Annotated in this window: 23 protein-coding genes and 1 tRNA gene; 19 read left to right on the plus strand and 5 right to left on the minus strand. The window is 67.1% G+C overall.

Annotated features, from left to right (window positions below):
* Positions 1 to 8 precede the first annotated feature (8 nt).
* A complete protein-coding gene (locus ACZ5KV_RS07435; protein WP_464241709.1) occupies positions 9 to 950 on the minus strand; it encodes a bifunctional riboflavin kinase/FAD synthetase in 942 nt (313 codons plus the stop codon).
* 190 nt (positions 951 to 1,140) lie between these two features.
* On the opposite strand from ACZ5KV_RS07435, the gene ACZ5KV_RS07440 reads away from it, so the two are divergent.
* The 17 genes from ACZ5KV_RS07440 (at position 1,141) to ACZ5KV_RS07520 (ending at position 17,701) form a co-directional block, all read left to right on the plus strand.
* Positions 1,141 to 1,227: transfer RNA gene (locus ACZ5KV_RS07440), tRNA-Leu, on the plus strand.
* Between the two features lie 523 nt (positions 1,228 to 1,750).
* Positions 1,751 to 2,527 carry a class I SAM-dependent methyltransferase gene (locus ACZ5KV_RS07445; RefSeq protein WP_464241710.1) on the plus strand — a complete coding sequence of 259 codons (777 nt, stop codon included), beginning with the start codon at positions 1,751 to 1,753 and terminating at the stop codon, positions 2,525 to 2,527.
* Positions 2,528 to 2,531: 4 nt separating this feature from the next.
* Positions 2,532 to 3,068, plus strand: coding sequence for a PglD-related sugar-binding protein (locus ACZ5KV_RS07450; protein ID WP_464241711.1), 537 nt, complete (start codon positions 2,532 to 2,534; stop codon positions 3,066 to 3,068).
* The gene (locus ACZ5KV_RS07455) at positions 3,058 to 3,798 is read left to right on the plus strand and encodes a PHP domain-containing protein (RefSeq protein WP_464241712.1); all 741 of its coding nucleotides are present in this window, start codon (positions 3,058 to 3,060) and stop codon (positions 3,796 to 3,798) included. The genes ACZ5KV_RS07450 and ACZ5KV_RS07455 overlap by 11 nt, the downstream gene beginning before the upstream one ends.
* Positions 3,795 to 4,769, plus strand: a complete 975-nt coding sequence (locus ACZ5KV_RS07460; RefSeq protein WP_464241713.1) for an ATP-grasp domain-containing protein — start codon at positions 3,795 to 3,797, stop codon at positions 4,767 to 4,769. The genes ACZ5KV_RS07455 and ACZ5KV_RS07460 overlap by 4 nt, the downstream gene beginning before the upstream one ends.
* 16 nt (positions 4,770 to 4,785) lie before the next feature.
* Positions 4,786 to 5,712 carry a glycosyltransferase family 2 protein gene (locus ACZ5KV_RS07465; RefSeq protein ID WP_464241714.1) on the plus strand — a complete coding sequence of 309 codons (927 nt, stop codon included), beginning with the start codon at positions 4,786 to 4,788 and terminating at the stop codon, positions 5,710 to 5,712.
* Positions 5,702 to 6,757: a DegT/DnrJ/EryC1/StrS family aminotransferase gene (locus tag ACZ5KV_RS07470; RefSeq protein ID WP_464241715.1), complete on the plus strand. Its 1,056-nt coding sequence runs from the start codon at positions 5,702 to 5,704 to the stop codon at positions 6,755 to 6,757. The genes ACZ5KV_RS07465 and ACZ5KV_RS07470 overlap by 11 nt, the downstream gene beginning before the upstream one ends.
* Positions 6,754 to 7,473 (plus strand): WbqC family protein, encoded by a 720-nt coding sequence (locus ACZ5KV_RS07475; protein ID WP_464241716.1) that lies wholly within the window; start codon positions 6,754 to 6,756, stop codon positions 7,471 to 7,473. Before ACZ5KV_RS07470 ends, ACZ5KV_RS07475 begins: the two co-directional genes overlap by 4 nt.
* Positions 7,463 to 8,629 (plus strand): methyltransferase, encoded by a 1,167-nt coding sequence (locus ACZ5KV_RS07480; RefSeq protein ID WP_464241717.1) that lies wholly within the window; start codon positions 7,463 to 7,465, stop codon positions 8,627 to 8,629. The genes ACZ5KV_RS07475 and ACZ5KV_RS07480 overlap by 11 nt, the downstream gene beginning before the upstream one ends.
* Positions 8,626 to 9,657, plus strand: coding sequence for a dTDP-glucose 4,6-dehydratase (locus ACZ5KV_RS07485; RefSeq protein WP_464241718.1), 1,032 nt, complete (start codon positions 8,626 to 8,628; stop codon positions 9,655 to 9,657). Before ACZ5KV_RS07480 ends, ACZ5KV_RS07485 begins: the two co-directional genes overlap by 4 nt.
* Positions 9,654 to 10,025 carry an EamA family transporter gene (locus ACZ5KV_RS07490; RefSeq protein ID WP_464241719.1) on the plus strand — a complete coding sequence of 124 codons (372 nt, stop codon included), beginning with the start codon at positions 9,654 to 9,656 and terminating at the stop codon, positions 10,023 to 10,025. Before ACZ5KV_RS07485 ends, ACZ5KV_RS07490 begins: the two co-directional genes overlap by 4 nt.
* A 3-nt stretch (positions 10,026 to 10,028) precedes the next feature.
* Positions 10,029 to 10,769, plus strand: a complete 741-nt coding sequence (locus ACZ5KV_RS07495) for a class I SAM-dependent methyltransferase (RefSeq protein WP_464241720.1) — start codon at positions 10,029 to 10,031, stop codon at positions 10,767 to 10,769.
* Between the two features lie 10 nt (positions 10,770 to 10,779).
* Positions 10,780 to 11,418, plus strand: a complete 639-nt coding sequence (locus ACZ5KV_RS07500) for a class I SAM-dependent methyltransferase (protein ID WP_464241721.1) — start codon at positions 10,780 to 10,782, stop codon at positions 11,416 to 11,418.
* Between the two features lie 25 nt (positions 11,419 to 11,443).
* Positions 11,444 to 12,592: a DegT/DnrJ/EryC1/StrS family aminotransferase gene (locus ACZ5KV_RS07505; RefSeq protein ID WP_464241722.1), complete on the plus strand. Its 1,149-nt coding sequence runs from the start codon at positions 11,444 to 11,446 to the stop codon at positions 12,590 to 12,592.
* A gap of 7 nt (positions 12,593 to 12,599) precedes the next feature.
* Positions 12,600 to 14,003 carry a hypothetical protein gene (locus tag ACZ5KV_RS07510; protein ID WP_464241723.1) on the plus strand — a complete coding sequence of 468 codons (1,404 nt, stop codon included), beginning with the start codon at positions 12,600 to 12,602 and terminating at the stop codon, positions 14,001 to 14,003.
* A gap of 75 nt (positions 14,004 to 14,078) precedes the next feature.
* Positions 14,079 to 16,190 carry a glycosyltransferase gene (locus ACZ5KV_RS07515; protein ID WP_464241724.1) on the plus strand — a complete coding sequence of 704 codons (2,112 nt, stop codon included), beginning with the start codon at positions 14,079 to 14,081 and terminating at the stop codon, positions 16,188 to 16,190.
* Between the two features lie 110 nt (positions 16,191 to 16,300).
* Positions 16,301 to 17,701: a hypothetical protein gene (locus tag ACZ5KV_RS07520; protein WP_464241725.1), complete on the plus strand. Its 1,401-nt coding sequence runs from the start codon at positions 16,301 to 16,303 to the stop codon at positions 17,699 to 17,701.
* Positions 17,702 to 17,816: 115 nt separating this feature from the next.
* Here the strand turns inward: ACZ5KV_RS07520 and ACZ5KV_RS07525 are convergent, their stop codons facing one another.
* From ACZ5KV_RS07525 to ACZ5KV_RS07540, 4 genes are all read right to left on the minus strand, one after another.
* Entirely contained in the window at positions 17,817 to 19,100 is a 1,284-nt protein-coding gene (locus ACZ5KV_RS07525; RefSeq protein ID WP_464241726.1) for a type II toxin-antitoxin system HipA family toxin, read from the minus strand.
* Entirely contained in the window at positions 19,090 to 19,428 is a 339-nt protein-coding gene (locus tag ACZ5KV_RS07530) for a helix-turn-helix transcriptional regulator (RefSeq protein ID WP_464241727.1), read from the minus strand. Before ACZ5KV_RS07530 ends, ACZ5KV_RS07525 begins: the two co-directional genes overlap by 11 nt.
* A gap of 317 nt (positions 19,429 to 19,745) precedes the next feature.
* Positions 19,746 to 20,732, minus strand: coding sequence for an alpha-ketoacid dehydrogenase subunit beta (locus tag ACZ5KV_RS07535; protein ID WP_464241728.1), 987 nt, complete (start codon positions 20,730 to 20,732; stop codon positions 19,746 to 19,748).
* A 3-nt stretch (positions 20,733 to 20,735) separates the two neighbouring features.
* Positions 20,736 to 21,779 (minus strand): thiamine pyrophosphate-dependent dehydrogenase E1 component subunit alpha, encoded by a 1,044-nt coding sequence (locus ACZ5KV_RS07540; RefSeq protein WP_464241729.1) that lies wholly within the window; start codon positions 21,777 to 21,779, stop codon positions 20,736 to 20,738.
* Between the two features lie 836 nt (positions 21,780 to 22,615).
* Here ACZ5KV_RS07540 and ACZ5KV_RS07545 point away from each other — a divergent pair.
* Both ACZ5KV_RS07545 and ACZ5KV_RS07550 read left to right on the plus strand, forming a co-directional pair.
* On the plus strand, positions 22,616 to 24,358 hold the full coding sequence (locus tag ACZ5KV_RS07545; RefSeq protein WP_464241730.1) for a porin family protein: 1,743 nt from the start codon (positions 22,616 to 22,618) through the stop codon (positions 24,356 to 24,358).
* The gene (locus ACZ5KV_RS07550; RefSeq protein WP_464241731.1) at positions 24,358 to 24,843 is read left to right on the plus strand and encodes a hypothetical protein; all 486 of its coding nucleotides are present in this window, start codon (positions 24,358 to 24,360) and stop codon (positions 24,841 to 24,843) included. Before ACZ5KV_RS07545 ends, ACZ5KV_RS07550 begins: the two co-directional genes overlap by 1 nt.
* Positions 24,844 to 24,850: the final 7 nt, after the last annotated feature.

Below are 24,850 nucleotides of genomic sequence, written 5' to 3' on the forward strand. Positions count from 1 at the left end.
CGTCGGCCTCAGGGCTGGGCCTGGGAGCTGGCCAGAATGGTCCGGGCCAGGTCGCAGTCGCGGGTGATCTGGGCCACCAGTTCCCGGGGGCCGTCGAATTTGCGCTCCGAGCGCAGCCGCTGCACGAACTGCACGCGCAGGTCGTCGCCGTAGAGGTCCTGGTCGAAGTCCAGGATGTGCACCTCCACGGACAGGGCCTGCTCGCCGAAGGTCGGGTTGGTGCCGATGTTGGCCACGGCCGGGCGGGTCACGAGATTGTGGGTCGCCCAGCAGGCGTAGACTCCGCCCGCGGGGTACAATTCGTCCACAAGGCGCAGGTTGGCCGTGGGGAAGCCGAGCAGCCGCCCGCCGCGCCCCTGGCCGTGCTCCACCGTGCCGCGCACGGTGTAGAAGCGGCCGAGCAGCGGCTGGGCCTCCCACACGCGCCCGGCGCGGACCAGGTCGCGGATGCGCGTGGAACTGACCACGGCCCCCCCGTACATATAAGGATTGACGCGCTCGACCTGGAAGCCGTGCTCCCCGCCCAGGGCGGCCAGCAGCTCGTAGTTGCCCCGGCGGCCCTTGCCGAAGGCGTAGTCGTAGCCGATGACCATGTATTTCATGTTCAGCCCGTCCAGCAGATAGCGGCGCACGAACGCCTCGGGCTCCAGGGCGGCCATCTCGCGGGTGAAGCGCAGCAGCACGCAGATGTTCACGCCCTGGCGCTCGATAAGCTCCACCTTCTGCTCGGTGAGGGTAATGAACGGCGGGGTGTTGCCTCCGGCCAGCACGCGCAGGGGATGCGGGTCGAAGGTCACGGCCACGGACTCCAGGCCCTGGGCCTCGGCGCGGATGCGCGTGCGGGCCAGGAGCTTCTGGTGGCCTTTGTGAACCCCGTCGAAGTTGCCGATGGTCAGGCAGGAGCCGCGCAGGGTGTCGCGGATGTCTTCCAGGTCGCGGACGACGATCATCTGTGGTTCCTTGGTGGTCCGTGTGGGATGCGGCGAGGCCGTAGTGCTACCTCAAAAGGGCCCGTGGTTCAAGCCGGGCGGGAGGGTTCCCGGGCCTCCGCCACAACATGCCGGAATTCTTTACTTTAAAAAAATCTCAAAAAAGGCTTGCAAGACCTTCGAGCCTGGGTTTATAAGCGGCCTTCCTGATGCCGAAGTGGTGGAATTGGTAGACACGCTAGGTTCAGGGTCTAGTGGGGGTTCCCCCGTGGGAGTTCGACTCTCCCCTTCGGCACCATCAAGGTGATTAGGGCTCCGGCTGCACAGCCGGGGCCCTTTTCGCGTTTTCGGACCTGCGAATGGGGAAACTCCGCAACCGGGGCGTGCGGGCTTGAGGGCAGGGCGGAACCTCCGGTCCCTGAACGGCACGGCCACCGGGAGGAATCCGCGCCGGAAACCGTTGCATGCCAAGGAGTATCGTCTGCATTGCAAGCACCGTGGAATGCTCCGCGCGCCGCTCAGTCTGTAGCGGAACGCCAGCATGCGGCGCGATGAAATCCCGGGCATATGTTTCAGAGGCGGAGGCGAATGGACCGCCACGGCGCCACGTGCCGATCCGGTTACGCTCGGTCCCCGGATTGCTGTGGTCTGTGTGCGCCTGCGACGGAACGCGCAGCCCAGGCTTGACAGCCTTGCAGCCGTGCTGGCAGTGTTGCGCCGCAATCCGGGGTCGGGTCGCAGCCGTTGCGCGCCGGCGGGGTCTCGTCGAGCCACAAGGGCCACATCTCAGTCATGAAACGGTGGAGCAGCGGAGTCTCGGCGTGACGGAATACGACAAGAACTGGGATGCCTACGGCAAGTCCATAGCCGAAAAGAAAAACGCCCCCGGGTGGGGGATCCTTCGTTTGGCGCGTGAAACCCATTGGCGGGAGTTCTTCACCGACATCGCCGGAAAGAAGATTCTCGACGCGGGCTGCGGCCACGGCGAATACGTGGCCTTCGCCCTGGCGGACAAGGCCTCGGTCTGGGCCTTCGACTACTCCGAAGAGATGGTCGTCGCCACCCGGGAACGCTTGGCGCGCCAGGGCCTTCAGGCCGAAGAGCTGTATCGCGGCTCGGTCACCGGCCTGCCCTATGCAGACGCGAGCTTCGACGTGGTGTTCTGCCTGGCGGTGCTGGACCACCTGCCCGAGGCCGACCGCGAGCAGGCCCTGCGCGAATTCCACCGCGTGCTCAAGCCCGGCGGAACCCTCTACCTGGACGTGCCCAACCGCCTGGCCCTGCACTGGCGGCTGGCTTTCCTGGTCATGCGCCTCCTGGGCCTGTACCCCGGCGGAAAGATTCACTTCTTCCTGCCCTGGGAAATCCGCTCCCTGGCGCGGCGCCACGGCTTCCGCCCCGGGGCCAGCCTGGGCCTGACCTTCTGCCCGCCGTTCAGCGGCATCTACACCACGGACATCCGGCGGATCACCTTCCTGCCCGAGGCCCTCATCCGCCCCCTGGACAGGCTCTACCTCAAGGTCGAACAGACCATGCGGCGCATCGGGCCCTTCAAGGCCCTGTGCTGGCACTACTTCCTCAAATGCCGGAAGGAGTGAGCCCATGCGCATCGCCATCCTCGGCGCGGGCACCCTGGCCGCGTTCATCATGGACATCGCCGCCCGCAGCGCCCGCTTCGAGGTCGTCGGGCAGTACGACGACCGCTATCCGGAGTTGACGCACGGCAACGGCGCGCCGGTGCTCGGGCGCATGGACGACGTGCCGCCGGGCACGGCCCTGGCCCTGGGCGTGGGCGCGCCCCGGGCCCGCCGGGAGCTGTTCGGGCGCTTTACGGCGCTGGGCTGCCCCTTCCCGGTTCTCGTCGATCCCTCCTGCGTGGTCTCGCCCTCCGCGCGCCTGGCCGACGGCGTGATCCTCGGGCCGCTCTCCTCGGTGCTGGCGGGCTCGGAGATCCTCGAAGCGGCCTGCCTGCTCAGCCATGTGAACGTGAACCAGGATGTCCGGGTCGGCGCCTTCGCGCTGGTCGGGGCCGGGGCGATCATCGGCAACGGCGCCCGGGTCGGCACCGGCGCCCACGTCGGGCTGGGCGCCCGGGTTCCGCGCCTGGGCTCGGTGGAGGACTGGGGCGATGTCTCCTAGCCGCGCCACCGCGTTCACCCTGCCCGCGCGAGAGCTGCTGGAACGCCTGCCCGCCTGGGAGTGCCACATGCACACCACGTTTTCCGACGGCGCGGCGGGGGTGGCCGAATGCGCCGCCCGGGCCCGGGCGCTGGGCCTGACGCGGATCATCTTCACCGAGCACACCGAGCCCTGGAAGGCCAAAGGCCGGGACTGGTTCCGCCGCTACGCCGCCGAGGTCCGCGCGGCGGCCCGGGCCCACGAGGGCGCCATGGAGGTCTTCCTGGGCCTGGAGGCCCCGGCCGTCGACTACCACGGCGGGCTGGAACTGACGGACGCCATGCGCGCCGAGGCGGATTTCCTTCTCGGCACGGCGCACCGCTATCCGGGCCTGGGCGACCGCCGCACCCGCGACCTCGCCCCCGAGGAATGCATCGAACTGGAATGGAAAACGCTCATGGCCCTGGCGAACACTCCCGGCATCGACGCCATCGCGCATATCGGGGGCACATGCGGCCTGTACTGCGCCCCTTTTCCGGAGGAACTGCTGGTCGAGGTGGTCCGCGAGGCCACGCGCAACGGCCTTGCGGTCGAACTCAACACCCGCTACCATCGCCCGATATCGCGCCTGCTCGACATCTGCATCCGCGAGGACGCGCGGGTGACCATCGGCAGCGACGCCCACACCCTGGACGAAATCGGCGGCGCCTACGCCGCGCTTCTGGCCCAACGCGGGAACGACGCCCCATGAAGACAATCAATCTCCTCGTCACCGCCGTGGGCTCGGAGCTGGCCTTCGCGGTCATCAAGGCCTGCCGCCTGGTGCGCCATCCCCTGCGCCTGCACGGCTGCGACATGGCCCGGGAGGTCGTCGGCCGCCACTGGTGCGACGCGTTCCACACCGTTCCGGCGGCCCGCGACCCCGAAACCTACCTGCGCGCCCTGACGGCTCTGGTCGAAGCCCAGGGCATTGACGCCATCATCCCCACGGCGGACGCCGAGTTCGAACTGCTGGCCGCCCACCGCGAAGCCTTCCGCCAGCGCCTGGGCTGCCATATCCTGGTCAGCCCCCTGGAAGAGCTGCGGCGCTTCAACGACAAATGGACCGCCCACCAGTGGTACCAGGAGCACGGCATCCCCGCCCCGGCGACCTTCCGCGGCGACGTGGAAGAGGACGTGGAGCGGGCCGTGCGCGAACTGGGCTTTCCCCTGATGCTCAAGCCCCGGGTCGGCGGCGGCTCGCGGCACATCCTGCGCATCGGTTCGCGCGGGGAGTTGCGCACCCACCTGCCCGCCGTGCCCGCGCCCATCCTCCAGGAATGCGTCCTGCCCGACGACGAGGAATACACGGCGGGCACCTACCGCGCCGCCGACGGCCAGATCCACGTCATCATCATGCACCGCTCCCTGAAATTCGGCATGACCAACCGGGCCCGGAGCCTCACCGGGCGGCCCGAGCTGGAAGCCTTCTGCCGCGACGTGATCTCCAGAACGCGCCTTGAAGGCTCCAACAACATCCAGTTCCGCATCGGCCCGCGCGGGCCCCTGGTTCTGGAAATCAACGCCCGCTTTTCCGGCACCACGGGCATCCGGGCCAACTGCGGCTTCAACGACGTGGACATGTGGCTGACCGACGCTCTCGGGCTGGGCCCCGTCCCGGCGCCGCAGGTCCGGGAGCGCCTCGTCCTGCGGTATATGGAAGAACTCTACGTCGATCTCTAAGACGCAGGAGACGGACATGCATCTTTCCCTGGTCAGCCCCGTCTACAACGAGGAGCGGGTCATCACCGAATTCGTGGACCGCGCGGCCGCCGTTCTGGCGAGCCTGAGCGACACGTTCGAGATGATCCTGGTCAACGATTGCAGCACGGACTCCACCGCCGCGCTGCTGCACGAACTGGAAGCCCGGCACCCGGAGCTGCGGGTCATCAACCTGAGCCGGAACGTGGGCCAGCAGGCCGCGACCCTGCTCGGCCTGCGCCAGGCCCGCGGCGAGCAGGTCTTCCTGCTGGACTCGGACCTGCAGATCCACCCCGAGGACATGCGGACCCTCTTTGCCGCCGGTCAGGCCGACGCGGCCTGGGATGTCATCGGCGGAGCGCGCCAGACGCGCTCCACCGGCCTGCTGCGCTCCCTGGCCTCCCGGGGCGTGACCTGGCTCATCAACCGCGTTGCGGGCTCCCGGCTGGCGGACCCGGCCACCACCTTCCTGCTCATCAAGCGCGACACCCTGCGCCGGGCCTGCAAGAACGACGTGCTGGCCCAGAACTTTTCCATGCTGCTCAGCTACATGCGCATCAAGTACCGCCAGGTCCCGGTGGCGAACCATCCCAATGTCCACCGCCGCAGCAGCTACAACCTGGTGCAGCTCTTCGAGGTGCTGCTGCTGGCCCTGCTGCGCTATTCCTCGGGGCGGCGCACGCTCATCGGCCTGCTGTTCACCGGCGCCGCGAGCCTGAGCGCGGGCGGGCTGGGCATCGCCTGGCTCATTCTTTCCGGCATCATCCGCCAGGAGCCCCTGTCCACGAACCTGCTGGTCTTCACCACCGCCCTGGCCGTGGCGGGGCTGCAATTCCTCGTGCTGGGCGTCATCACCTACAAGATCGAAACCCTGAACCGGAATCTCGACTTCCGTCAGACCCTGAACTGCGTCCATGACGACTGAGCCCGCCCTGCCCGCCTCCGCCCTGTACACCGGGCGCGGCACCACGGCGCTGTGGGCCCTGCTGCGGGCCGTCGGCGGCGAGGACCGGCGCATCTCCCTGCCGGCGAACATCTGCGAAATCGTCATCCCGGCGGTGCTCCACGCCGGGTTCACTCCGGTCTACCACGACGTGGACCCCGTCAGCGGCAACGCGACCCTGGAAACCATCCGCGCGGCGCACGGCTCCGGGGTTCCGGTCTGTCTGGCCACGCACAATTTCGGCAGCCCGCTGGACATCGGCCCCATCGCGGCCTGGGCCCGCGAGAGCGGCGTCTTCCTCGTGGAGGACGCCTGCAACGCCCTGGGCGCCACCTGGAACGACCGCCCCGTGGGCACCTTCGGCGACGCGGCCATCTTCAGCTTCGGGCATGCCAAGATCGTCGAGGTCGGCCTCGGCGGCGCCCTGGCCGTGCGCGATTCCGGCCTGCGCGACAAGGCCCGGGGCATCCTGGACGGCCTGCCGCTCCTCGGCCCGGAGCACCGCCGCGCGGATGCGGCCTTCCAGGCCGTGCTGCGCGCCCTGCGCCAGAACCCGGGCACCGGCACCCCGGCGGTGTACCGCGCGCTCTACGACGCCTATCTGCCCTTCCTGCTCTTTCGGCCCGACGCGGACCTGCGCGCGGCCATCGCCAGGGGCGTGGCGACCCTGGGTGAAAATCTGGCGGCCCGCAGGGAAAAGGCCGAATTGTGGCGCCGGGCCCTGGGCTTCGCGCCCCTGGAACACAAACCGCGCGTTGCGGGCGAGGCCCATTGGCGCTATACGGTGCTGGTTCCGGCCCCCGTCCGGGACACGCTGCTGGAGCGGCTGCGCGAGCACGGCGTTCCGGCCAGCAAATGGTTTCCGCCCGTGCCCGGGCTGTTCGACGGCCGCCGCTCTCCGGCGGCATGCCCCGGCGCCCGGCAATTCGGCGAGCGGTGCCTGAACGTCTTCGTGGACCGGAACATGGATGCCCGCGACATCGAAGCCGCGGCCGGAATCCTTCGCGCGGCACTGGAAACCTCATGAAACGCATCGCCATCATCCAGCCCAGCTTCCTGCCCTGGCTGGGCTATTTCGAGCAAATGGCCCGGGCCGACGTCTTCGTGCATTTCGATGATGTCCAATACACCCGCAAGGACTGGCGCAACCGCAACCGGCTCAAGAGCCCCGGCGGCGTCCAGACGGTCACCGTGCCCGTGGGCAAGCACGACTACGGGGTCACCCTGGTCAACGAAATCCGCACCGGCGACGTGCCGCAATGGCGCGAGAAGCTGATCCAGCAGATTTCGGGCTGGTACGCCAAGGCTCCGTTCTTCCCGACCGTCTTCCCGGAAATCCGCGAGATCATCCTCGCCTGCGGGCCGGGCCTCGTGGAGCTGAACTACGCCCTGACCGACGCGCTGCGCCGCCACCTGGGCATCGCCACCCCGCAGTTCAAATCCTCGGACATCCCGGACAAACCCGAGGACAAGAATCTGAAGATCATCGCCATCTGCAAGCATCATGGCGCGGACCTGCTCTACGACGGCAAGGCCGCCCAGAGCTTCATCGACTTGGACCTTTTCGCCGCCCACGGCGTGACGGTCATCTTCCAGGACTACCAGCACACCCCCTACCCCCAGCGCTGGGGCGGGGAGTTCGTTTCGCACCTCTCGGCGCTGGACCTGCTGCTGAACTGCGGCCCGGCCGCGCGCGACATCCTGCTTTCCAGCCCCGTCCCGGAGGCCCTGCATGCCCTTTGACGACAGCCGCGTCTGCCCCGCCTGCGGAGGCTCCCGCTGGGAGGAACTGCTGCACGTCCGCACCGGCCGGATCATGACCGGCGACCAGCGGATCGTCCCCGGCGACCTGCACAAGATCCGCTGCGCGGACTGCGGCGTCACGGCCAACGCCCGGGTTCTTTCCGACGCGGACCTCGACCACCTCTATGGCGACGAGTACATCCTGAACACGCAGGGCCGCGAGGAGCACCGCTTCTATACCGCCTCGGGGCCCGTCCCCCGGTCCCAGGTCTTCTTCGACTGGCTGGCGCCCCACCTGCCTGCGGGCGCCCGAACGCTGCTGGAAATCGGCTGCGGCGAAGGCAACGTGCTGACGCGCTTTGCCGCCGCCTGCCCCGGTTGCCGCGTCCTCGGGCTGGACGGCAGCCACCACGCCTGCCGCCTGGCCCGGGACAAGGGGCTCGAAGTCTCCCGGGGGCTGGTGCCCGGCAAGAGCCCGCTGCCCCGGGCCGACGTGATCGTGGCCATCAACGTGCTGGAACACGCCGAAACCCTCGGCGCGTTCCTCGGCGCCATCCGCGACGCCCTCAGCGACCAGGGCCGGGTGCTTTTCACCCTGCCGATCCAGGACTATCCGGGCTACGACCTCTTTTTTGCCGAGCATGTCTGGCATTTCACCCTGGAGCAGTGCCGCGCCCTTCTGGCCCGTCACGGGCTGGAGCCCGTCGTGGTCGAGGGGGAGCACCCCATCAACCACGGCATCGGCCTGTTCGTCTGCCGCAAGGCCCAGCCCCGGGAACAGGCGCCGCAACGGGACACCCACGCCGTGACCCGCAACCGCGACACCTGGACGCGCCGCTTCGCCGCCGTGGACGCATGGCTGGCCGCCAACCCCGGGCGACGGGTGGCCCTGTTCGGCGCCAGCGAGGTGGCCACGCTGCTGCTGGCCTTCACTTCCCTGGGCGACCGCGACCCGGTGGCCTGCATCGACGAGGACCCGACCCGCGTGGGCACGCGGAAGCACGGCATAGACGTGGTGGCTCCCGGCTGGCTGGCGGGCGGCGGGGCCGACGCCGTCATCCTGGCGGCGAACCCGAAGTACCACGCGCAAATAGAAAAAAAACTCCAAGAATTTCCTGTGGGAATTTATTCATTCACCAAGGAGGAAGAACGGTGAAGACGATCCTCATCACGGGCGGCGCCGGTTTCATCGGCTCGAATTTCATCCGCTTCTGGTACGACCGGCACCCGGACTACAAGATCGTGGTCCTGGACATCCTGACCTACGCGGGGCGCCTCAAGAACATCCCCGAGCATATCTACAACGACAAGGCGCGGTTCGCCTTCTTTCTCGGCAGCGTGACTTCCATCGAAATCGTCAACATGCTGGCCGAGCAGGCGGACGTCATCGTCCACTTCGCGGCGGAAACCCACGTCACCCGCTCGATCTTCGAGAGCCGCAAATTCTTCGAAACCGACGTGCTCGGCACCCACACCATCGCCAACGCCGTGCTCAAGCACCGCGACAAGGTCGAGCGCTTCATCCACATCTCGACCTCCGAGGTCTACGGCACGGCCCACAGCGAGCCCATGGACGAGGAGCACCCGCTCAACCCGAGCAGCCCCTACGCCGCGGCCAAGGCGGGCGCGGACCGGCTGGTCCACTCCTACTACCTGACCTACGGCATCCCCTCGGTCATCCTGCGCCCGTTCAACCAGTACGGCCCCTTCCAGCACCTGGAGAAGGTCATCCCCCGCTTCATCACCTCGGCCATCAAGGGCGAACCGCTGACCATCCACGGCAGCGGCAGCGCCATCCGCGACTGGCTCTACGTGGAGGACACCTGCGAGCGCATCGAGGCGGCCATCCTGGCGCCCCTGGAAAAGGTGCGCGGCGAGGTCTTCAACATCGGCTCCGGCGAGTGCGTCAGCATCCTGGACATCGCGCACATGGTCCTCGACGTGATGGGCAAGCCCGACCACCCCATCGTGCACATCGGCGACCGCCTGGGCCAGGTGGCCAAGCACATCTCCTCCACCCGGAAGTCCCAGGAGATCCTGGGCTGCGGCCAGGGCCGACCCTTCATCGACGGCCTGCGCGAAACCATCGACTGGTATGCGAACAACGAGCCCTGGTGGCAGGAAATCGAGTGGATGAAGCACGTCTGCGTGCTCACCGGCTCGGGCAAAGAGGAGGCCCATTGATCGGCTATCTCTACATCACCCTGGCCCTGGCCCTGGCGGCGTACAGCAACGTCGCCATGAAATTCTGCCTGAACAGGGTCGGCGCCGCGGACATGGCGGGCAACAGCCTGCTCGGGTTCTACCTGCACTTCTTCTTCCTCACCGCCTGGGGCTGGAGCTGCATCCTGAGCGTATTCTTCTGTTGCGTGTTCTGGCTCCTGGCCCTGGCCCGCTTCGAGTTGAGTTACGCGATTCCCTTTCTCAGCCTGAATTTCGTGCTCGTCACGGTCCTGTCCTTCGTGGTCCTGCACGAGCCCTTTTCGTGGCACAGGCTGATCGGCGTCTGCATCATCGTGCTGGGCGTGTTCATCTCCAGCAAGGGGGGCTGAGCCATGGCCGGATTCCCGGAAGACGGCATCCGCACCCTGCACGAAGGCCGCGACCACTTCTGGTTCCGCCACCGCAACAGGGTCATCGAGCAGGCGTTGCGCCGGGCCGTGGGCGGGGGCACGGCCCGGGTGCTCGAGCTCGGCTGCGGCGGCGCCGTGGTCGGGGCGCACCTGCGCGCCTGCGGCTTCGACGTGACCGCCTCGGACCGCGACCAGGAATTCCTGCGCTATCTGCCCCCGGGCATGCCCGCCCTGGTTTTCGACCTGACCCGCGACGCGGTGCCCGCGGCGGCCCAGGGCGCCTTCGACGCCGTGGTCCTCGGCGATGTGATCGAGCACCTGAAGGACCCCGTGGCCGCCCTGGCCCGGGCCCGGGAGTTCCTGCGCCCCGGCGGGCGCGTCGTGGTCACCGTGCCCGCGCTGCAAAGCCTGTGGTCCGACTACGACGTGCAGAGCATGCACGAGAAGCGCTATGACCGGGGCGACCTGCTCCGGGAGCTGGACGCCGCCGGGTTCACCGTCGGGACCATCGCCTATTTCATGTGCATTCCGGCGGTGCCGCTCTTCATTCAGCGCAAGCTCACGCTGCGAAAAGGCTCCGCCCGGCTCGGCAAGGACAGCTTGAAGATTTCCCCCCTGCTGAACCGGCTGTTCGCCGGGCTCATGCGGGCGGAGCACGCACTTTCCCGCGTGGTGCGGCTGCCCTTCGGCAGCTCGCTTCTGGCCACGGGAACAAAACCATGAGAGCCACGCCATGGCGCAGGTAACGACAGGAATCCGGGGCATCCTTTCCCGCTCCAAGGTCTACGAATGCTTCCGGGACATCCTCGGCGGCCAGCGGGCCACGCGGCTGTTCGTCAGCGAATTCATCCGCCCCGTCCCCGGCATGCGCATCCTGGACATCGGATGCGGCCCGGCGGGATTGCTGGATTTCCTGCCCCGGGACGTGCAATACCACGGCGTGGACATCAACGAAAAATACGTGACCTCGGGGCGGCAGAAATACGGGCACCGGGCGACGTTCCAGTGCTGCGCCATGGAGGACGCCGCCGCCGAGGCCTTCCGGGATTACGACCTCGTGCTGGGCATGGGCTTCCTGCACCACCTGGACCAGAAGCCCGCGGAACGCTTCTTCGCCCTGGCCGCCCAGGCCCTTAGGCCCGGCGGGCGCTGCCTGACCGTGGATTCCTGCCTCGTGCCGGGGCAGCACCCCGTGGCCCGGCTGCTCATCGCCATGGACCGGGGCCGCAACCCGCGCACGGCCGGGGACTCCGTGGCCCTGGCGCGCACGGCCTTCGCCGAGGTGGCGCACACCGTGCGCCACGACCTTTTGCGCCTGCCCTACACCCACATCATCATGGAATGCCAGCAACACGGGCGGCAAGAGCGCTAGCGCGCACGGCCCGCCGGAGACGAACATGGCCGACCAGTCCACGAAGATCGAATTCTACCGCCACAACCTGGGCGAGGAAGAACAGCGCAGCGTCCAGGAGTGCCTGCGGGGGCTGTTCCTGACCACGGGCGGCCAGGTCGCCGCCTTCGAGGAGGGCTTCTCGGAGTACACGGGCCTGCCCTGCACCGTGGCCCTCAACTCCTGCACGGCGGCCCTGCACCTGGCCCTGCTGGCCCTGGACATCGGCCCCGGCGACGAGGTCATCACCACGCCCATGACCTTCATCGCCACGGCCACCTCCATCCTGCACACCGGGGCGCGCCCCGTGCTGGTGGACGTGGAGCCCGACACCGGCCTGCTGGACCCCGAGGCCGTGCTCGCCGCCATCACCCCGGCCACCAAGGCCATCATGCCGGTGCACCTCTACGGCAGCATGTGCGACATGCGCCGCCTGCGGGCCATTGCCGACGCCCACGGCCTGAAGATCATCGAGGACTGCGCACACTGCGTGGAGGGCGAGCGCGACGGCGTGCGCCCCGGGGCCCTTTCCGAGGCCGCCTGCTTCAGTTTCTACGCCACCAAGAACCTGACCAGCGGCGAGGGCGGCGCCCTGTCCTGTCAGGACCCGGCCCTGGCCGCCCGCGTGCGCCTGCTGCGCCAGCACGGCATGAGCAAGGAGGCCGCCGACCGCTACCACGGCGCCTACCGCCACTGGGACATGCTCGAATGCGGCTGGAAGTACAATATGGACAACATCCACGCCTCCATCCTGCTGCCGCAGTTGCCCAGGATCGACGAGCGCTGGCAACGCCGGGCCGAACTGCACGCACGCTACGCCGCCGCCCTGCAGGACGTGCCCGGGGTCGAGGTCACGGCCATTCCCGAGGGCTCCAGGAGTGCGTTCCACCTGTTCACCGTGCTCGTGGACGCCGCCCGGCGCGACCAGGTGCTCAACGCGCTGTCCAGCGGCGGCATCGGAGTGGCCGTAAACTACCGGGCCATCCACCTGCTGCGCTACCTTGAGCGCGAGCTGGGCCACGGCCGGGGCGACTTCCCCCGTGCCGAAACCTTCGGCGACCGGACCATCAGCCTGCCGTTCTGGATCGGGATGGGCCAGAAAGAGGTCGACACGGTGGCCGCCCGCCTGCGCGAGCTGTGTGCCCCCATGGCCTGATATGAGGATGACCGGAAAACCCTTTCCGGGTTGGCCCCACCTTGCCTGCCCGGCGCTGCTCGCCGCGGCGCCGCTGCTCTGCCTGTACGCGAATCCCTACCCGGATATTCTGATGCGCGACCAGTGGCGCATGGCGCCGCTGGTCGTGGACTACCATACGGGGAACCTCCGTCTGACGGACATCTTCATTCCACACTACGATGTAAGCATCGTGTTCTACAAGGCCCTGTTCCTGCTCAACGGCATCGTTCTCAAGTTGAACATGCCCGCTGAATTCCTCCTGGGGTTGTTCCTGTTCTTTCTGTACACATGCGTCTTCTTTTTCTCTGTCCGGCAAGCGGGAAACAACTCGAAACACACGATCCTGATGCTGGCAATGGTCCTGGTAATCATGTACAGTCAGGCACAATCCATGCTCTGGCACTCTTCCCTGATCATGGTTTCGTTCGGAATGCTGCTCCTGCTTTCTGTCCTTGCCATCACCTTTTTTGATAAATTCATAAGGGATGGCGGTATGCCGCGCCATGCCTTTCTCTCTCTGCTTTGCATTGCGCTTCTCGTACTGGGCGAGACGACCGCCTCGCTTATCACCCTGACGGCCATCATATTTCTGCTTGCCATACACTGGATAACCACAAAATCATTGCGCAAAAAAATATTCATTTATTCTATCGCAATTGTTTTGCTCTACACCGTTGCCATAGCGTTGCAGATATTCTATTCCTTTTCGATGTTGAAATCCCCACATGAATACGCGTTTATGGCGCCCATAAGCAACTTCACTCAACGCTTGAGTTACGTAATCAATCTATTCGGGGCTTCGCTCTACATATATAAGACGATAGAGAGCCTCCCCAAGTGGGTAGTCTTTGCCTCTGGGGCAACCCTCATAGGGCTCTACTTCTTTGCCATTATCTCGTTTGTCCGCCACAGGGAAAACGGCGACAGCAGCCTGCCGCTGTTCCTCATCCTTTTCAGCTTCGCATTCGCCTTGGCCCTTATTATTGGCCGCTCCGGCACGGATTTCAGTTCCCCCTTCGCAACGCGCTACGTCCATGCCTCGCGCGTCGGCCTTGCCGGTCTGGCCTGGATCGCAGGCTCTGCCGTGCTCCGCCTGCCGCGCCCTCTGCTGCGCAAATGCCTTGCTGCCGCCTGCCTCTTCCTGCTTATGGGTTTTGAAGGCGCCAACATGTACCAGATGAAGATATATAACGCCGCATGGTACCCCTTCCTGGAAAGGCAGAAAAGAATGCTGCTGGCGCAGCGCTATGAACGGGTTGCCAAAATCTCCCCCGTGCGAGGGATTCATCTGGTGGAGCAGGTCGACAAGGATTTCAGGAGATTGGGGCTTGGGATGTACAGAAACGGCGTGGTGCCCGGCAACGCATCCCCGGCGCCCGCCCGCAAATAGTCTCTGCCCAGCGTCGCGGGCTTGAATGCGGCAAAAAGCGCAACCCCTCCCCGGGCACACGCACAGGTAGGAATCATGTCTTCTCCCGTCATCATCCTGGGCATGCATCGCAGCGGAACGAGCTGCCTGGCCGGCATCCTGCGTCATGCCGGGATCGATTTCCATAACGCCCAGACGAGCAATCCACACAACACCAAGGGCAACATCGAGAATCAGGCCGTCGTCGACTTGAACAACGCCCTGCTGGAATACAACAACGGCAGTTGGGACGCCCCCCCGGACCTCGTACACTGGCCGGAGATGCTACGCCGGAGGCGCGACGAACTGATCGGCCAGCTTGCAACCGGTTCCACATGGGGATTCAAGGATCCGCGCACGCTCTTCACCCTTGCCGGGTGGCTCGAAGCCCTGCCCGAAGCCCGGTGCCTCGGTACCTTCCGGCATCCTGCGGCCGTGGCCATGTCGCTGCAAAAACGCAATGGATTCAGTCTCCAGACAGGGCTGTCCCTTTGGAGGCGATACAACCGTCGCCTCCTGGCGCTCTGGCGCCGGGAACGTTTCCCCCTCGTCTGCTTCGACCAGGGCGCTGCGGAATACCTCGCCAACGTACGGGCAGCCATGGCGGCGATAGACTGCGCGCCAAGTGCGAACGGCACGGACGGCGGCGACTTCTTTTCCGACGCGTTGCGCCATCACAAGGACGGAGCCACGGTGGCAGTCGATGCCGAATCCCTGGCGCTCTACGAGGTGCTGCGGCGCGCGGCGGGCTTGTCCGCCCCGGCCGGTCCGCGCCCGCGAATCAGCGTGGTCGTCGCGGCCTTCAACATGCGCCGGGAGCTGCCGAGAACCCTGGAGTCGCTGACCCCCGGCTACCAGCGGGGGGTGACGGGCGACGAATACGAAGTCATCGTCGTGGACAACGGATCCCGGCTGCCCCTGTCGGCCGGGGAGGTGGCGGCCTTCGGGCCGAACTTCCGCGCCCTAGCCTGCCCGGACCCGCAACCCTCGCCCTGCGGGGCCATGAATTTTGCCGCACGCCAGAGCCGGGGCGAGATTGTCGGGCTGCACATCGATGGCGCCCGGATTCTCTCCCCGGGGATTCTGCGCAAGGCCCTGGATGCCTTCGAGGCCTATTCCGCAAATGCCCTAGCCCTGACGACCGGGCGCCACTGCGGCCCGGCTCCCCAGCAGGAATCCCGGGCCAGGGGCTACGACACCCGTGCGGAAGACGCACTGCTCGCCGCGAGCGGCTGGGAATACGACGGATACCTGCTGTTCCGCCATTCCGTCCCGGCCCAGTCCGCCCGTAACGGCCTGTTCGCGCCGATGCCCGAAAGCAATTGTCTGTTCCTGCACAGGGATGTTTTTGAACGCCTCGGGGGCTTCGACACGGCGTTCGACCTGCCCGGCGGGGGCCTGGCCAACCACGACCTGCTGGCCAGGGCGCTGGAGCTTCCCGCCCTGAAACCCGTTCTCCTACTTGGCGAGGCGACCTTCCATCAGGTCCACGATTCCAGTTCCACGGGCGCGGCCCCCGCAGGGGACTCCCCCTGGGAACGGTACGAACGGCAGTACCAGGCCCTGCGCGGCAAGCCCTACTCCGTTCCGGCCATCCGCCCGGGTTTTCTGGGAGACCTTCCCGAGGAGGCCGAGGAGGATATGCTCCACTCCGCGCGGCTCCTGGCCGCCGAACGGGAAAAACGGGCGGAAGAATCCGCAGAGCGGCTTGTCTGGCTGGGCTTCCATTCCAACGAAAAGGGCTGGCGCTGGATGTCCGAACAGGGCGCCATCGTCCAGCGACCTTCCGGGCCGGACGTGCATGCCGTCGAGCTTGTCCTACGGTGTGGCGACTCCCGGCACTATAGCCCGTTCCCCTTTGTGCTCACGGTCCGGACATATGACCAGGAATTGCATATTTCCTTCGAAAAGAGCGGCGACCGCAAGAAACTGCGCCTGCGGGTGCGCCCCGACGAGCAACGGGTGCTCGTCCGCCTACGCTCCGGGGCGAGCTTCGTGCCTGCGGAACTGAACCTTTCGCAGGACAGCAGGCGGCTTTCGGTCACGGTCAGCGGGGTTGCCCACTTTTCCGAAGAGGCGGGAGGGCGGACGGCGACTCCGGGGCCGGAGAAACCCGGGACCACGCCGCTGGCCCGGGTGCTGTCCCGTATCCGCAACCTCTTGAAATGATCCTTTAAAAATCCGAAACGCGGCACTGCCGCCCGGCGTTCCGGCACCACGGATGCTCTTGTCACTGGTCTGCCCCCGGCCGCACGAACCGACTGCAAGGGAAACCCGACATGAAGACCATGCGCAACGATATCCTGAACTGGCCTTTTGCCGTCTGCCTGGGGCTGCTTGTCGCCGCGCCCCTGTACTGCCTGCTCCTGAATCCCTATCCGGAGATATTGCTACGGGATCAGTGGCGCATGGCGCCCCTGGCGCTGGACTATTACGCGGGAACGTTCCGGGTCGCGGACCTGTTCGCCCCGCACTACAACGTAAGCATCCTTTTCTACAAAACGCTCTTTCTGCTCAATGCCGTTTTCCTCAAGCTGAACATGCCCGTCGAATTCATGGTCGGCATGTTCTTCGTCTTCATCTATTCCTGTGTCGTCCTCTTTGCCATACGCAGGGACATCGACGACAGGCGCATGCTTCCGCTGCTTCTTTTGCCTGTACTATTCACGATCTACAGCCAAACGCAAAACACGTTGTGGCATTTTTCGTTGTTGGCTGTCCTGTTCGGCCTGCTTTTGCTGCTTGCCGCCGCAACCGTCTTCTTCCTGGATAAGTTCCTGGCCGAGGACGGACGGCCGCGCCATGCCCTGTTTTCCCTGCTCTGCCTGGGTGCCCTGGTCGTCGGGGAAACCACATCCTCCTTTATCGCCCTGTTCGCCCTGCTCGCCCTGCTCGGGCTGCAATGGCTGCTCCGCCCAGGGTTGCGCGGAAAACTGCTTCGCTATGCCTGTGGCGCCATACCGCTGTGTCTTCTGGCTGGCGGACTGCAGATTCTCTATACCAGAATCCTCTGGCCCACCTCGACCCCATACGATTTTATCGAATTGCTCTCCAACCCGGGAGAGCGGGTGTTGTATACGCTCGAACTCTTCGGCGCATCGCTTTGCATACCGGGCATAAGGGACTACGGGCTGCCCGCCCTCGGTGCGGCCATCATCCTGCTCTACGCCGCCGCCATCCGGGCGTCCCTGCGGAGCAAGACCGGCAGCAGCCTGCCGGTCTTCCTCATCCTTTGCAGCTTCGCCTTTGCCCTGGTACTGCTCATCGGCCGCTCCGGAACGGGCGTCGGCCCGGCCACGGCACCGCGCTACGTGCACGGCATGCGCATCGGTCTGACCGGGTTGGCCTGGATCGCCGGGGTTCACATCCTGCGGCTGCGCTCCAGCCGCCTGAAAAAGGGCGCGCTGGCCGCGTTTCTTTGCATCTGGCTGGTACTGGAAGGAGCCTCCGTCGCCAAGGCCGTGCGCTACAATGCATCCTATGCCGCATCCATGGCCGAGCAACGCGAGATACTTGAGGCCCGGCGATACGAAGACCTCGCACGGGGCATCTACAACCCCAAGCTGGGAGTGGAGTACATCCGGCGCGTTGATGCCGACCTCCGGCGGCTGGGGTTAGCCATGTATCGCAACGACCCGCCGCCCTCGGCGCCGGACCGGGGCGAAACTCCCGGGCAATAGCGCAACGCGCGCCCGCAAGGGCCGCACAGACGAAAGACGGGCGGGGCCCCGGCACAGGATGCCGGGGCCCCGCTCGCGTTGCAGCCGGACGATTGCGCACGGGCCGGGCGGCGCCCTAGCCGACGGCCTCGCGCAGGCTCTCCGGAGCGCCCTCGAAGATGAACGGATTGAGAAAAATGCGCCCGCCCAGCAGGGTCCGGTCCACAGGGTCGAGGGCGGCCTCGGCGCACACGGCGTCCCAGGCGCCGCGAATGGTCCTGATCTGCTCCGCAATGATCCGCGTGGCGGCCTGGGCGTCGAGCAGGAAGTGCGGCGCGGCCTCCAGGCAGTTGGCCAGGGTGCCCAGGCGCTTGCCGCCGACGATCTCCATGGCCTGGCTGGCCTCGTTGCCGGTACGATTCTGGGGGCAGATGTCGTAGGCCGGGGTCAGGGTCAGGTGCGTGCCGTCCCAAAAGGCGGCGTGGTTGCGGGCGTGGTCGTCGGTGTTGCCGCACAGCACGTTGAAGACCAGCCGACCGAACAGCTCGCGCAGGGTCTCCCGGGGCGCCCGGAAACGGCGGCGGATGATTTCCGCCAGCTCGGAATAGCTCGCGTAGCGGGCCAGCATTTCGTCCAGCCCGAAGAGCGTCAGCGCCGAAACCACGGCCCGGCGCTGCCAGCCGCCCTCCGCCTTGCGGCGGTCGAAACGCTCGATGAGCAGCACGTCCCTGCCCGCCGCACGGGCCAGCCGCACGGGCGCCACGTCCAGCCCCGCCAGGGCCGCCAGGCGCATGGCCGCGAACTCCGCCTTGACCACGCCGTAGGTGTCGCCCGACGACGAGAACTTGGCGATGAGCTTCCGCTCGCCGTCCTCCAACAGGCCCTTGGGCCGCGCGCCGCCGATGGAGCTGCCGTGGAACAGGGCCTGATCCAGGTCCGGGTGCAGGGGCAGCCCGGCCTCGACCTTGTGCGCCGTGGTCAGCAATTCCTCCAGGGTCGCCTCGCGCGCGGCACGCGGTGCGTAATGCGTGGCCGAAGCCTGAAAATCCAGGGCCCCGATGCGGTCGGAGCCGGATTCCAGCAGGTAGGTCAGTTCATCGAGGACGGCGGTATCCGCGCCGCGATCCTTCAGACCCAGGAGGCGATTGACGATGACCCGCCGCCCCCAGGCGTCGGGGGAGGCGTCGCGCAGGCACCCGGCCATGGCCAGCCCCGGTGCGGGCACCAGGGCCCCGCGCCGCAGCGGCAGCTCGGGCTCGTAGAGGGCGATGGCGTCCGGGCGCTCCAGGTAGCTGCGGCCGTAGTTGAAGGCCAGGCGCGGACCGTCGCGGAAGATGCGACCCGCCACCACCGGCGCGGTCGCCCCGGGCAGCCAGACCCAGACGTAGGCCTCGTCGCGAGCGGGGGGGCTAGAAGTCATCCTTCACCGCCTTGGGGTTCTGGCGTACGGCCTTGGGCAGCAGAGCCAGCTTGTCGCGCGTGAGCGCCAGGTGCCTGCCCAGGGTCGCGGGGTCCGCGTCGAACAGATGCACGCCGACGATGGCCGCGATCTCGAACACCGCCCCGATGGAGCAGCCCATGTCGCCGCGCTCGACCCGGTGCACCAGACCGCGCGACACCCCCGCGCGCTCGGCGATCTCCGTGGCGGTCTGCCCGCGCTCCACGCGCGCATTGCGGATCATCAGGCCGAGCATCTCGGCAGCTTCCCGGGCATGGCGCGAATGGGTCCGCGTGGCGGGCTTGGGCATGGGGGACCTCCGTGGCGGGTTTCCGGAGTGAGGGGGGCGGCCTGGGCGCCCCGTTCCTGAAGCAGGATGGCAGATTCAGGGCCCGCTGTCCAGTCGCGTTCCATAAAAAGACCATATGGCGTCTTTGAGTATCATTAATGAGACATCAACCGCACAAAACGTTCTCTCTGGGCCGCCCGATCGGAGGGCCGGGAGCGGTGGAAAGCGGCAAGAAAATGAAAACGCAGGAGCCCCGGCACAAGGCTTGCCGGGGCCCCGAGGTGTCGATGGCCGCGCGTGTCCGCTCCCGTTCCGGGCCGCGGCGCCCCGCCGCCCGGCTACGGCGTGCGCACCAGGGCGCGCACAGTGCGGACCACTTCGTCGGCCGACGGCTTATAGAAGGCCTCCTGGGGCGGGGTGAAGGGCACGGGGATGTCCGGCGCGGCGATGCGTCTTGGGGCGGCCTTGAGCCGGTCGAAGCAGGTCTCGGTGACCGTGGCCACCAGCTCCGCGCCGTAGCCGCAAAAGCGCGTGGCGTCGTGCAGAGCCACGAAACGCCCGGTCCGGCGCACGGATTCGGCCACCGTGGCCGCATCCAGGGGCAGCAGGCTGCGCAGGTCGACGACTTCCAGTTCGATGCCCTCGGCGGCCAGGGTCTCGGCGGCCTTCAGGGCCACGTGCACCGCGCCGCCGTAGGTCGCCAGGGTGGCGTCGGCGCCCGGGCGGGCCACTGCCGCCCGGCCCAGGGGCACGCGGTGGTCGCCCGCGGGCACCTCGCCGTGAATCGTCCAGTACAGCGGCATCTCCTCGATGACCACCACCGGGTCGGGGTCGAAGATGGCCGAGAGCAGCAGGCCCTTGGCGTCGGCCGGGTTGGAGGGGCAGACGACCTTGAGCCCCGGAACGTGGGCCAGCCAGGCCTCCAGGTAGTGCGAATGCTGGCACCCGGCGGAGAACGTGCCGGATTTGACGCGCACCGTGAGCGGAAAACTGGACAGCCCGCCGCTCAGGTAGCGCAGTTTGGCCGCGTGGTTCACGAGCATGTCCGAGGCCAGGGTAATGAAAGGAAAGAACATGACTTCGACCACGGGCCGCAGGCCCATGCAACTGGCGCCCACGGCCAGCCCGGCGATGGCCGCCTCGCTCACGGGCGTATCGCGCACCCGACGCGGGCCGAAGCGCTCCAGCAGTCCGTAGGTCGGCAGGTGCGGATTCACGTGGATGGAGGTGCCGATGCCCTCGCCCGCGAGGAAGACGCCCTCGTCCAGGTCCATGGCCAGGGCCAGGGCTTCGGCCACGGCTTGTCCGGTGCTCTTGACGGGCATGGTTCATCCCTCCTGGCTGCCGGGCGCGCCGGGTCCGATGGGGTTGACGTACACGTGTTCCAGGGCCTCCTCGGGCGACGGGTAGGGGCTGGCGTCGGCAAAGGCCACGGCCCGGTCCACCGCCTCGGCGGCGCGCTGGCGCAAGGCGCGCAGTCCGCCCCCCGCTTCGCCGCCGCCGGAGGCTTCGTCCGCAAGGCCCAGGGCCCCGGCCAGCCGCGCGATGGGGTCCCTCCCGGCCCAGGCCGCCAGTTCGGCCTTGTCAACGTAGTGTTGCGGGTCGTGCTCGCCATGGCCGTGCATGCGGTAGGTCAGGCATTCCAGCAGCGCGGGCCCCTGGCCGGAGCGGCAATGCTCCAAGAGCCCCAGGGCAGTTTCGAGCACGCGCTCCACGTCGTTGCCGTTCACGACCTCGCCGGGCATGCCGTACGATCCGGCCCGGGCGGCGATCTCGCCGATGGGGCAATGCTCCTGATGAGCTTGGGCCCCGGCCCAGCAGTTCGACTCGCACACGAACAGAACGGGCAGCTTCCAGACGGCGGCGAGGTTCATGGCCTCGTGCACGCTGCCTTCGGCCGCCGCGCCGTCGCCGAAAAAGACGCAGGTCACCCCGGGCCCCCGGCGGTAGCGCTGGGCAAAGGCCGCGCCCACGGCCAGGGGCGGCCCGGCGCCGACCACCGTCGAGGTCATGAGCACGTTGTTTTTGGGGTCGGCCATGTGCAGGGTGCCGGATTTGCCCCGGTTCAGGCCGTCCGCCCTGCCCATGATCTCGGCCATGAGCGCGGCGGGATCCGAGCCCCGGGCAAGCATGTGCCCGTGGCTGCGGTGGTTGGTCACGACCACGTCCACGGGCCGCAGGGCCCGCACCACGCCCACGGCCACGGCCTCCTGGCCGATGCAGGTGATCTGCATGCCCGGCAGGCGGCCCTGTTCGCGGGCCAGGCTGCTCACGCGCTCCTCGAAGGTGCGGATGAGGATCATGTCGTACAGCAGGGCGAGCAGGGCCGCGCGCTGCTCCGTATCCTGCGGCGAGGGGGACTGTTGCTGCATGGCGCCTCCGGAGTTGGCCCGCGTCGGCGGGGCGGTGCTGGGGCGGGCTGCGGCACCCGCGTGGCGCGCCGCGTTCGGTTTTCCCTTGTTTCCCGTATATGCCAGGCCCGCCAGGGGCTCAAGGGGGCACGGCCGCCTCGGGGCCCGCCGGGGCGGCCCGCTCCGGCGGCGTTTCCAAAGGGACGACACCCCCGGAAGATTTCCACCCCGCAAAACGGGGCAGGAACGCCGACACACTTCCCGCCGCCCCGCGTTGCCGTCGCCGCAGTTTCCTTTGCGGGCATGCCACGCTCCGTCCTGCCGTGCGCGGCAAAGAGCTGCCGAAGGCCGAAAGCCACGCGGGACGGAAGCGGCGACATGCCCCGCATCGCGCCGCGATACGGCGATGCATTCCAAAACATACATCGCGCCGAAAGACATTGACAGTTTGCGCCACCTGCATCCAGCACTTCAAATATGATGCGTCACAACAGGTCAACGCAGTCGGCATGGCGCGATCCTGCTCTGGATAACTTTTCCCGATGCACGGAAATCTGTGGAAGAGACAGAAAAATCCGTTGTGCCGCAAACACTCCGCGCTTTTCACAGGGTGCCACCACATCTTCTGACATAAACAAAAAAGGCGGAACGGCTATTTTTCTTTTAAAATCGTCTTTACCGGGATTGTGGAACACAATATCTTTCTTCAGGCTTCTTGACAGAACCCTGCGCACCATGACGCAACCGGGAACGCGGCCCTTTCGCACATTGGAAGGGCCGTGTTGCAACCGGAGGCGGCACAACGGTTCGCCAGGGCAAAAGCCGCACCGCCAACAAGAAAACCGCATGGATTGTTTATGCAGACAGCACACGGCGCATGGACGCGGACGATTGTCGCCCTGGCCCTGGTCCTGCTTGCCCTGGTGCGGCCCGCAGGGGCTGCGGAAATCATCTTCCTGGGCAACAGTGCGGACGGCGGCGACGCGCCCAAGGTCGTGCCGGACTTCACCGCCGGGCAGCGCCTGCACGACCTGTTCGATTTCGGCTCCTACGGCCAGTATGGCCCGGACCGCTCGGGCATGATCACCGGCCGGGTGGCCGTGCAGGGCGAATACACCTCCGTGCGCGGCAATCAGGCCCGGTCGTTCTACCGCGACGACAACAAGGACCACCTGATGGAGCTCGACCTGCGGGCCTTCGAGCGCCTGTTCGCGGACTACCAGTTCCAGGGCGAGGCCAACCTGCGCAAGACGGACAACGAGCGCATGGAGGAACGCAACGCCGTGGTGCTCAAGCAATTGAACCTGAGCGTGTTCAACGACGACAACCTCGTGGAGTTCGGCAATTTCTACTCCGACTTCAGCCAGTTCGTCATGGGCTCCAGCCTGGAGGGCCTCAACGCCGAGCTGGCCCCCGGCGACCCGTTGCGCACCAAGGCCGTCATCGCGCGGACCAACGAATCCGGCCGGGGGCTCTACCAGCGCAACGTCTACGGCGCCAAGATCGACGTGACGCCCCTGGAGGACAATCCGGCCGTGACCCTGCTGCGCCTGGGTGCGCAGGGCGTGTCCGTGGACGACGACTCCGCCTCGCTCAAACGCGACCCCTCCGCCACGGACCAGGACAACAACGTGGCCGGGCTGGACGGCGAACTGCGCCTGCGCAACGGCGCCTTCGTGGTCTTCGAGGGTGCGCGCAGCGGCTACATCGAGGACGAGGACACGGACGACCGCCGCCTGTACGGCACGGCCTGGCGGGTCATGCCCGGCTACCGCTACAAGAACGTCTGGGACCTGCGCTATCTGGCCTACCGGGTGGACCCCGACTACCGGACCCTGGTCGGCTCGGCCTCCAGCGACAAGGAACAGCACATGGTCAGCGCCGACTGGCGCCTGAATCCCGACAATACCCTGACCGTTTCTCAGAACTGGTACTGGGACGACCTGCCCGGCAGCGACCGGCCCTACCGCACCCGCTACGACGAAAAATACCTCTCCCTGTCCACCCGGCCTTTCGAGGACTACCGCAACCTTTCCCTGCGGCCCTACCTGAACCACCAGCGCAAGGATTCCAACGACGGCGCCAACACTGCCGACTCGACCACCGTCACCGCCGGTCTGGCCGCCAACACCCGCCTGTGGGACGCGACCCTGGGCGCCTTTGCCGAGATGCGCCACTTCACGGCCCGGCCCGTGGGCGTGGACGACGAGGACTCCTGGCGCTACGGTGCCAACATGGGCCGCGATTTCACCTTGTGGAGCCGCCGCCTGTATCTGGCCGCCGGATACGTGGGCAACATCCGCGACGACCACGGCACCGAGGGCCAGGACATGCAGCACGGCCTGAGCCTCAACGGCCGCTACGAACTGGCCGAGCCGCTGACCATGACCTTCGGTTACAACCTGCAGGACGCCGCCAACACGGGCTCGGCGCGGGATTATCAGATCAACACCCGGTTTTTGGAGTTCGCCTACCGGCTGGACAAGCAGCGCAGCACGGTCGTCAGCCTGCGCGGCGAACACAACGACTACGAATACGACACCACGGGCGAGGACTACTCCGAGGCCCGCTACGTGCTGCGCTTCGTGAGCAACTTCTGATGCCGAAAACAGCCGTTGCCTTTCCCGTGTCCCGGGCGGTTGCGCCGGTGCTGGCCCTGACCCTGACCCTGGTGCTGCTGGCGGCCCTGCCGGGCTGCGCCGCCCAGGGCGGGCCCGGCGCCCCTGCGGCCCCGTTGGCGCGCGACGAGGCCCAGGCCGCCGTGGCCCGGGTGCTGGATGCCTACTCCCAGGGCGCCATGGCCGCCTTCGCCGCCGTGGTGGCCCCGGATTTCGCACCCCTGCGCCCGGCCTTCCTGGACCGGACGGACCGCGCGCGCAACGCCGAGCAGGCCGTGCAGTACGAGACGTTCATCGACCGGGTGCTGCCCGCTGGCGGCGGCGCCATGGCCGTTTCGTTCTCCTGGCTCAAAAAAGCCCAGACATCCGGCGGCCAGACCATGGCCCGGGGGCGCACGGAATTCGTGTTCGCCCCCGGGGCCGACGGCTGGCTGCTGACCCGCATGGGTGGCGACAACCCGTTCTGACGCGAGA

It is taken from the genome of Desulfocurvus thunnarius (assembly GCF_055390965.1).

Bases quoted from the DNA above. Each gene is read 5' to 3' on its own strand.
- ACZ5KV_RS07435 (WP_464241709.1), bottom strand. From the start codon at position 950: ATGATCGTCGTCCGCGACCTGGAAGACATCCGCGACACCCTGCGCGGC.
- ACZ5KV_RS07450 (WP_464241711.1), top strand. From the start codon at position 2,532: ATGCGCATCGCCATCCTCGGCGCGGGCACCCTGGCCGCGTTCATCATG.
- ACZ5KV_RS07455 (WP_464241712.1), top strand. From the start codon at position 3,058: ATGTCTCCTAGCCGCGCCACCGCGTTCACCCTGCCCGCGCGAGAGCTG.
- ACZ5KV_RS07460 (WP_464241713.1), top strand. From the start codon at position 3,795: ATGAAGACAATCAATCTCCTCGTCACCGCCGTGGGCTCGGAGCTGGCC.
- ACZ5KV_RS07465 (WP_464241714.1), top strand. From the start codon at position 4,786: ATGCATCTTTCCCTGGTCAGCCCCGTCTACAACGAGGAGCGGGTCATC.
- ACZ5KV_RS07470 (WP_464241715.1), top strand. From the start codon at position 5,702: ATGACGACTGAGCCCGCCCTGCCCGCCTCCGCCCTGTACACCGGGCGC.
- ACZ5KV_RS07475 (WP_464241716.1), top strand. From the start codon at position 6,754: ATGAAACGCATCGCCATCATCCAGCCCAGCTTCCTGCCCTGGCTGGGC.
- ACZ5KV_RS07480 (WP_464241717.1), top strand. From the start codon at position 7,463: ATGCCCTTTGACGACAGCCGCGTCTGCCCCGCCTGCGGAGGCTCCCGC.
- ACZ5KV_RS07495 (WP_464241720.1), top strand. From the start codon at position 10,029: ATGGCCGGATTCCCGGAAGACGGCATCCGCACCCTGCACGAAGGCCGC.
- ACZ5KV_RS07500 (WP_464241721.1), top strand. From the start codon at position 10,780: ATGGCGCAGGTAACGACAGGAATCCGGGGCATCCTTTCCCGCTCCAAG.
- ACZ5KV_RS07505 (WP_464241722.1), top strand. From the start codon at position 11,444: ATGGCCGACCAGTCCACGAAGATCGAATTCTACCGCCACAACCTGGGC.
- ACZ5KV_RS07510 (WP_464241723.1), top strand. From the start codon at position 12,600: ATGACCGGAAAACCCTTTCCGGGTTGGCCCCACCTTGCCTGCCCGGCG.
- ACZ5KV_RS07515 (WP_464241724.1), top strand. From the start codon at position 14,079: ATGTCTTCTCCCGTCATCATCCTGGGCATGCATCGCAGCGGAACGAGC.
- ACZ5KV_RS07520 (WP_464241725.1), top strand. From the start codon at position 16,301: ATGAAGACCATGCGCAACGATATCCTGAACTGGCCTTTTGCCGTCTGC.
- ACZ5KV_RS07525 (WP_464241726.1), bottom strand. From the start codon at position 19,100: ATGACTTCTAGCCCCCCCGCTCGCGACGAGGCCTACGTCTGGGTCTGG.
- ACZ5KV_RS07530 (WP_464241727.1), bottom strand. From the start codon at position 19,428: ATGCCCAAGCCCGCCACGCGGACCCATTCGCGCCATGCCCGGGAAGCT.
- ACZ5KV_RS07535 (WP_464241728.1), bottom strand. From the start codon at position 20,732: ATGCCCGTCAAGAGCACCGGACAAGCCGTGGCCGAAGCCCTGGCCCTG.
- ACZ5KV_RS07540 (WP_464241729.1), bottom strand. From the start codon at position 21,779: ATGCAGCAACAGTCCCCCTCGCCGCAGGATACGGAGCAGCGCGCGGCC.
- ACZ5KV_RS07545 (WP_464241730.1), top strand. From the start codon at position 22,616: ATGCAGACAGCACACGGCGCATGGACGCGGACGATTGTCGCCCTGGCC.
- ACZ5KV_RS07550 (WP_464241731.1), top strand. From the start codon at position 24,358: ATGCCGAAAACAGCCGTTGCCTTTCCCGTGTCCCGGGCGGTTGCGCCG.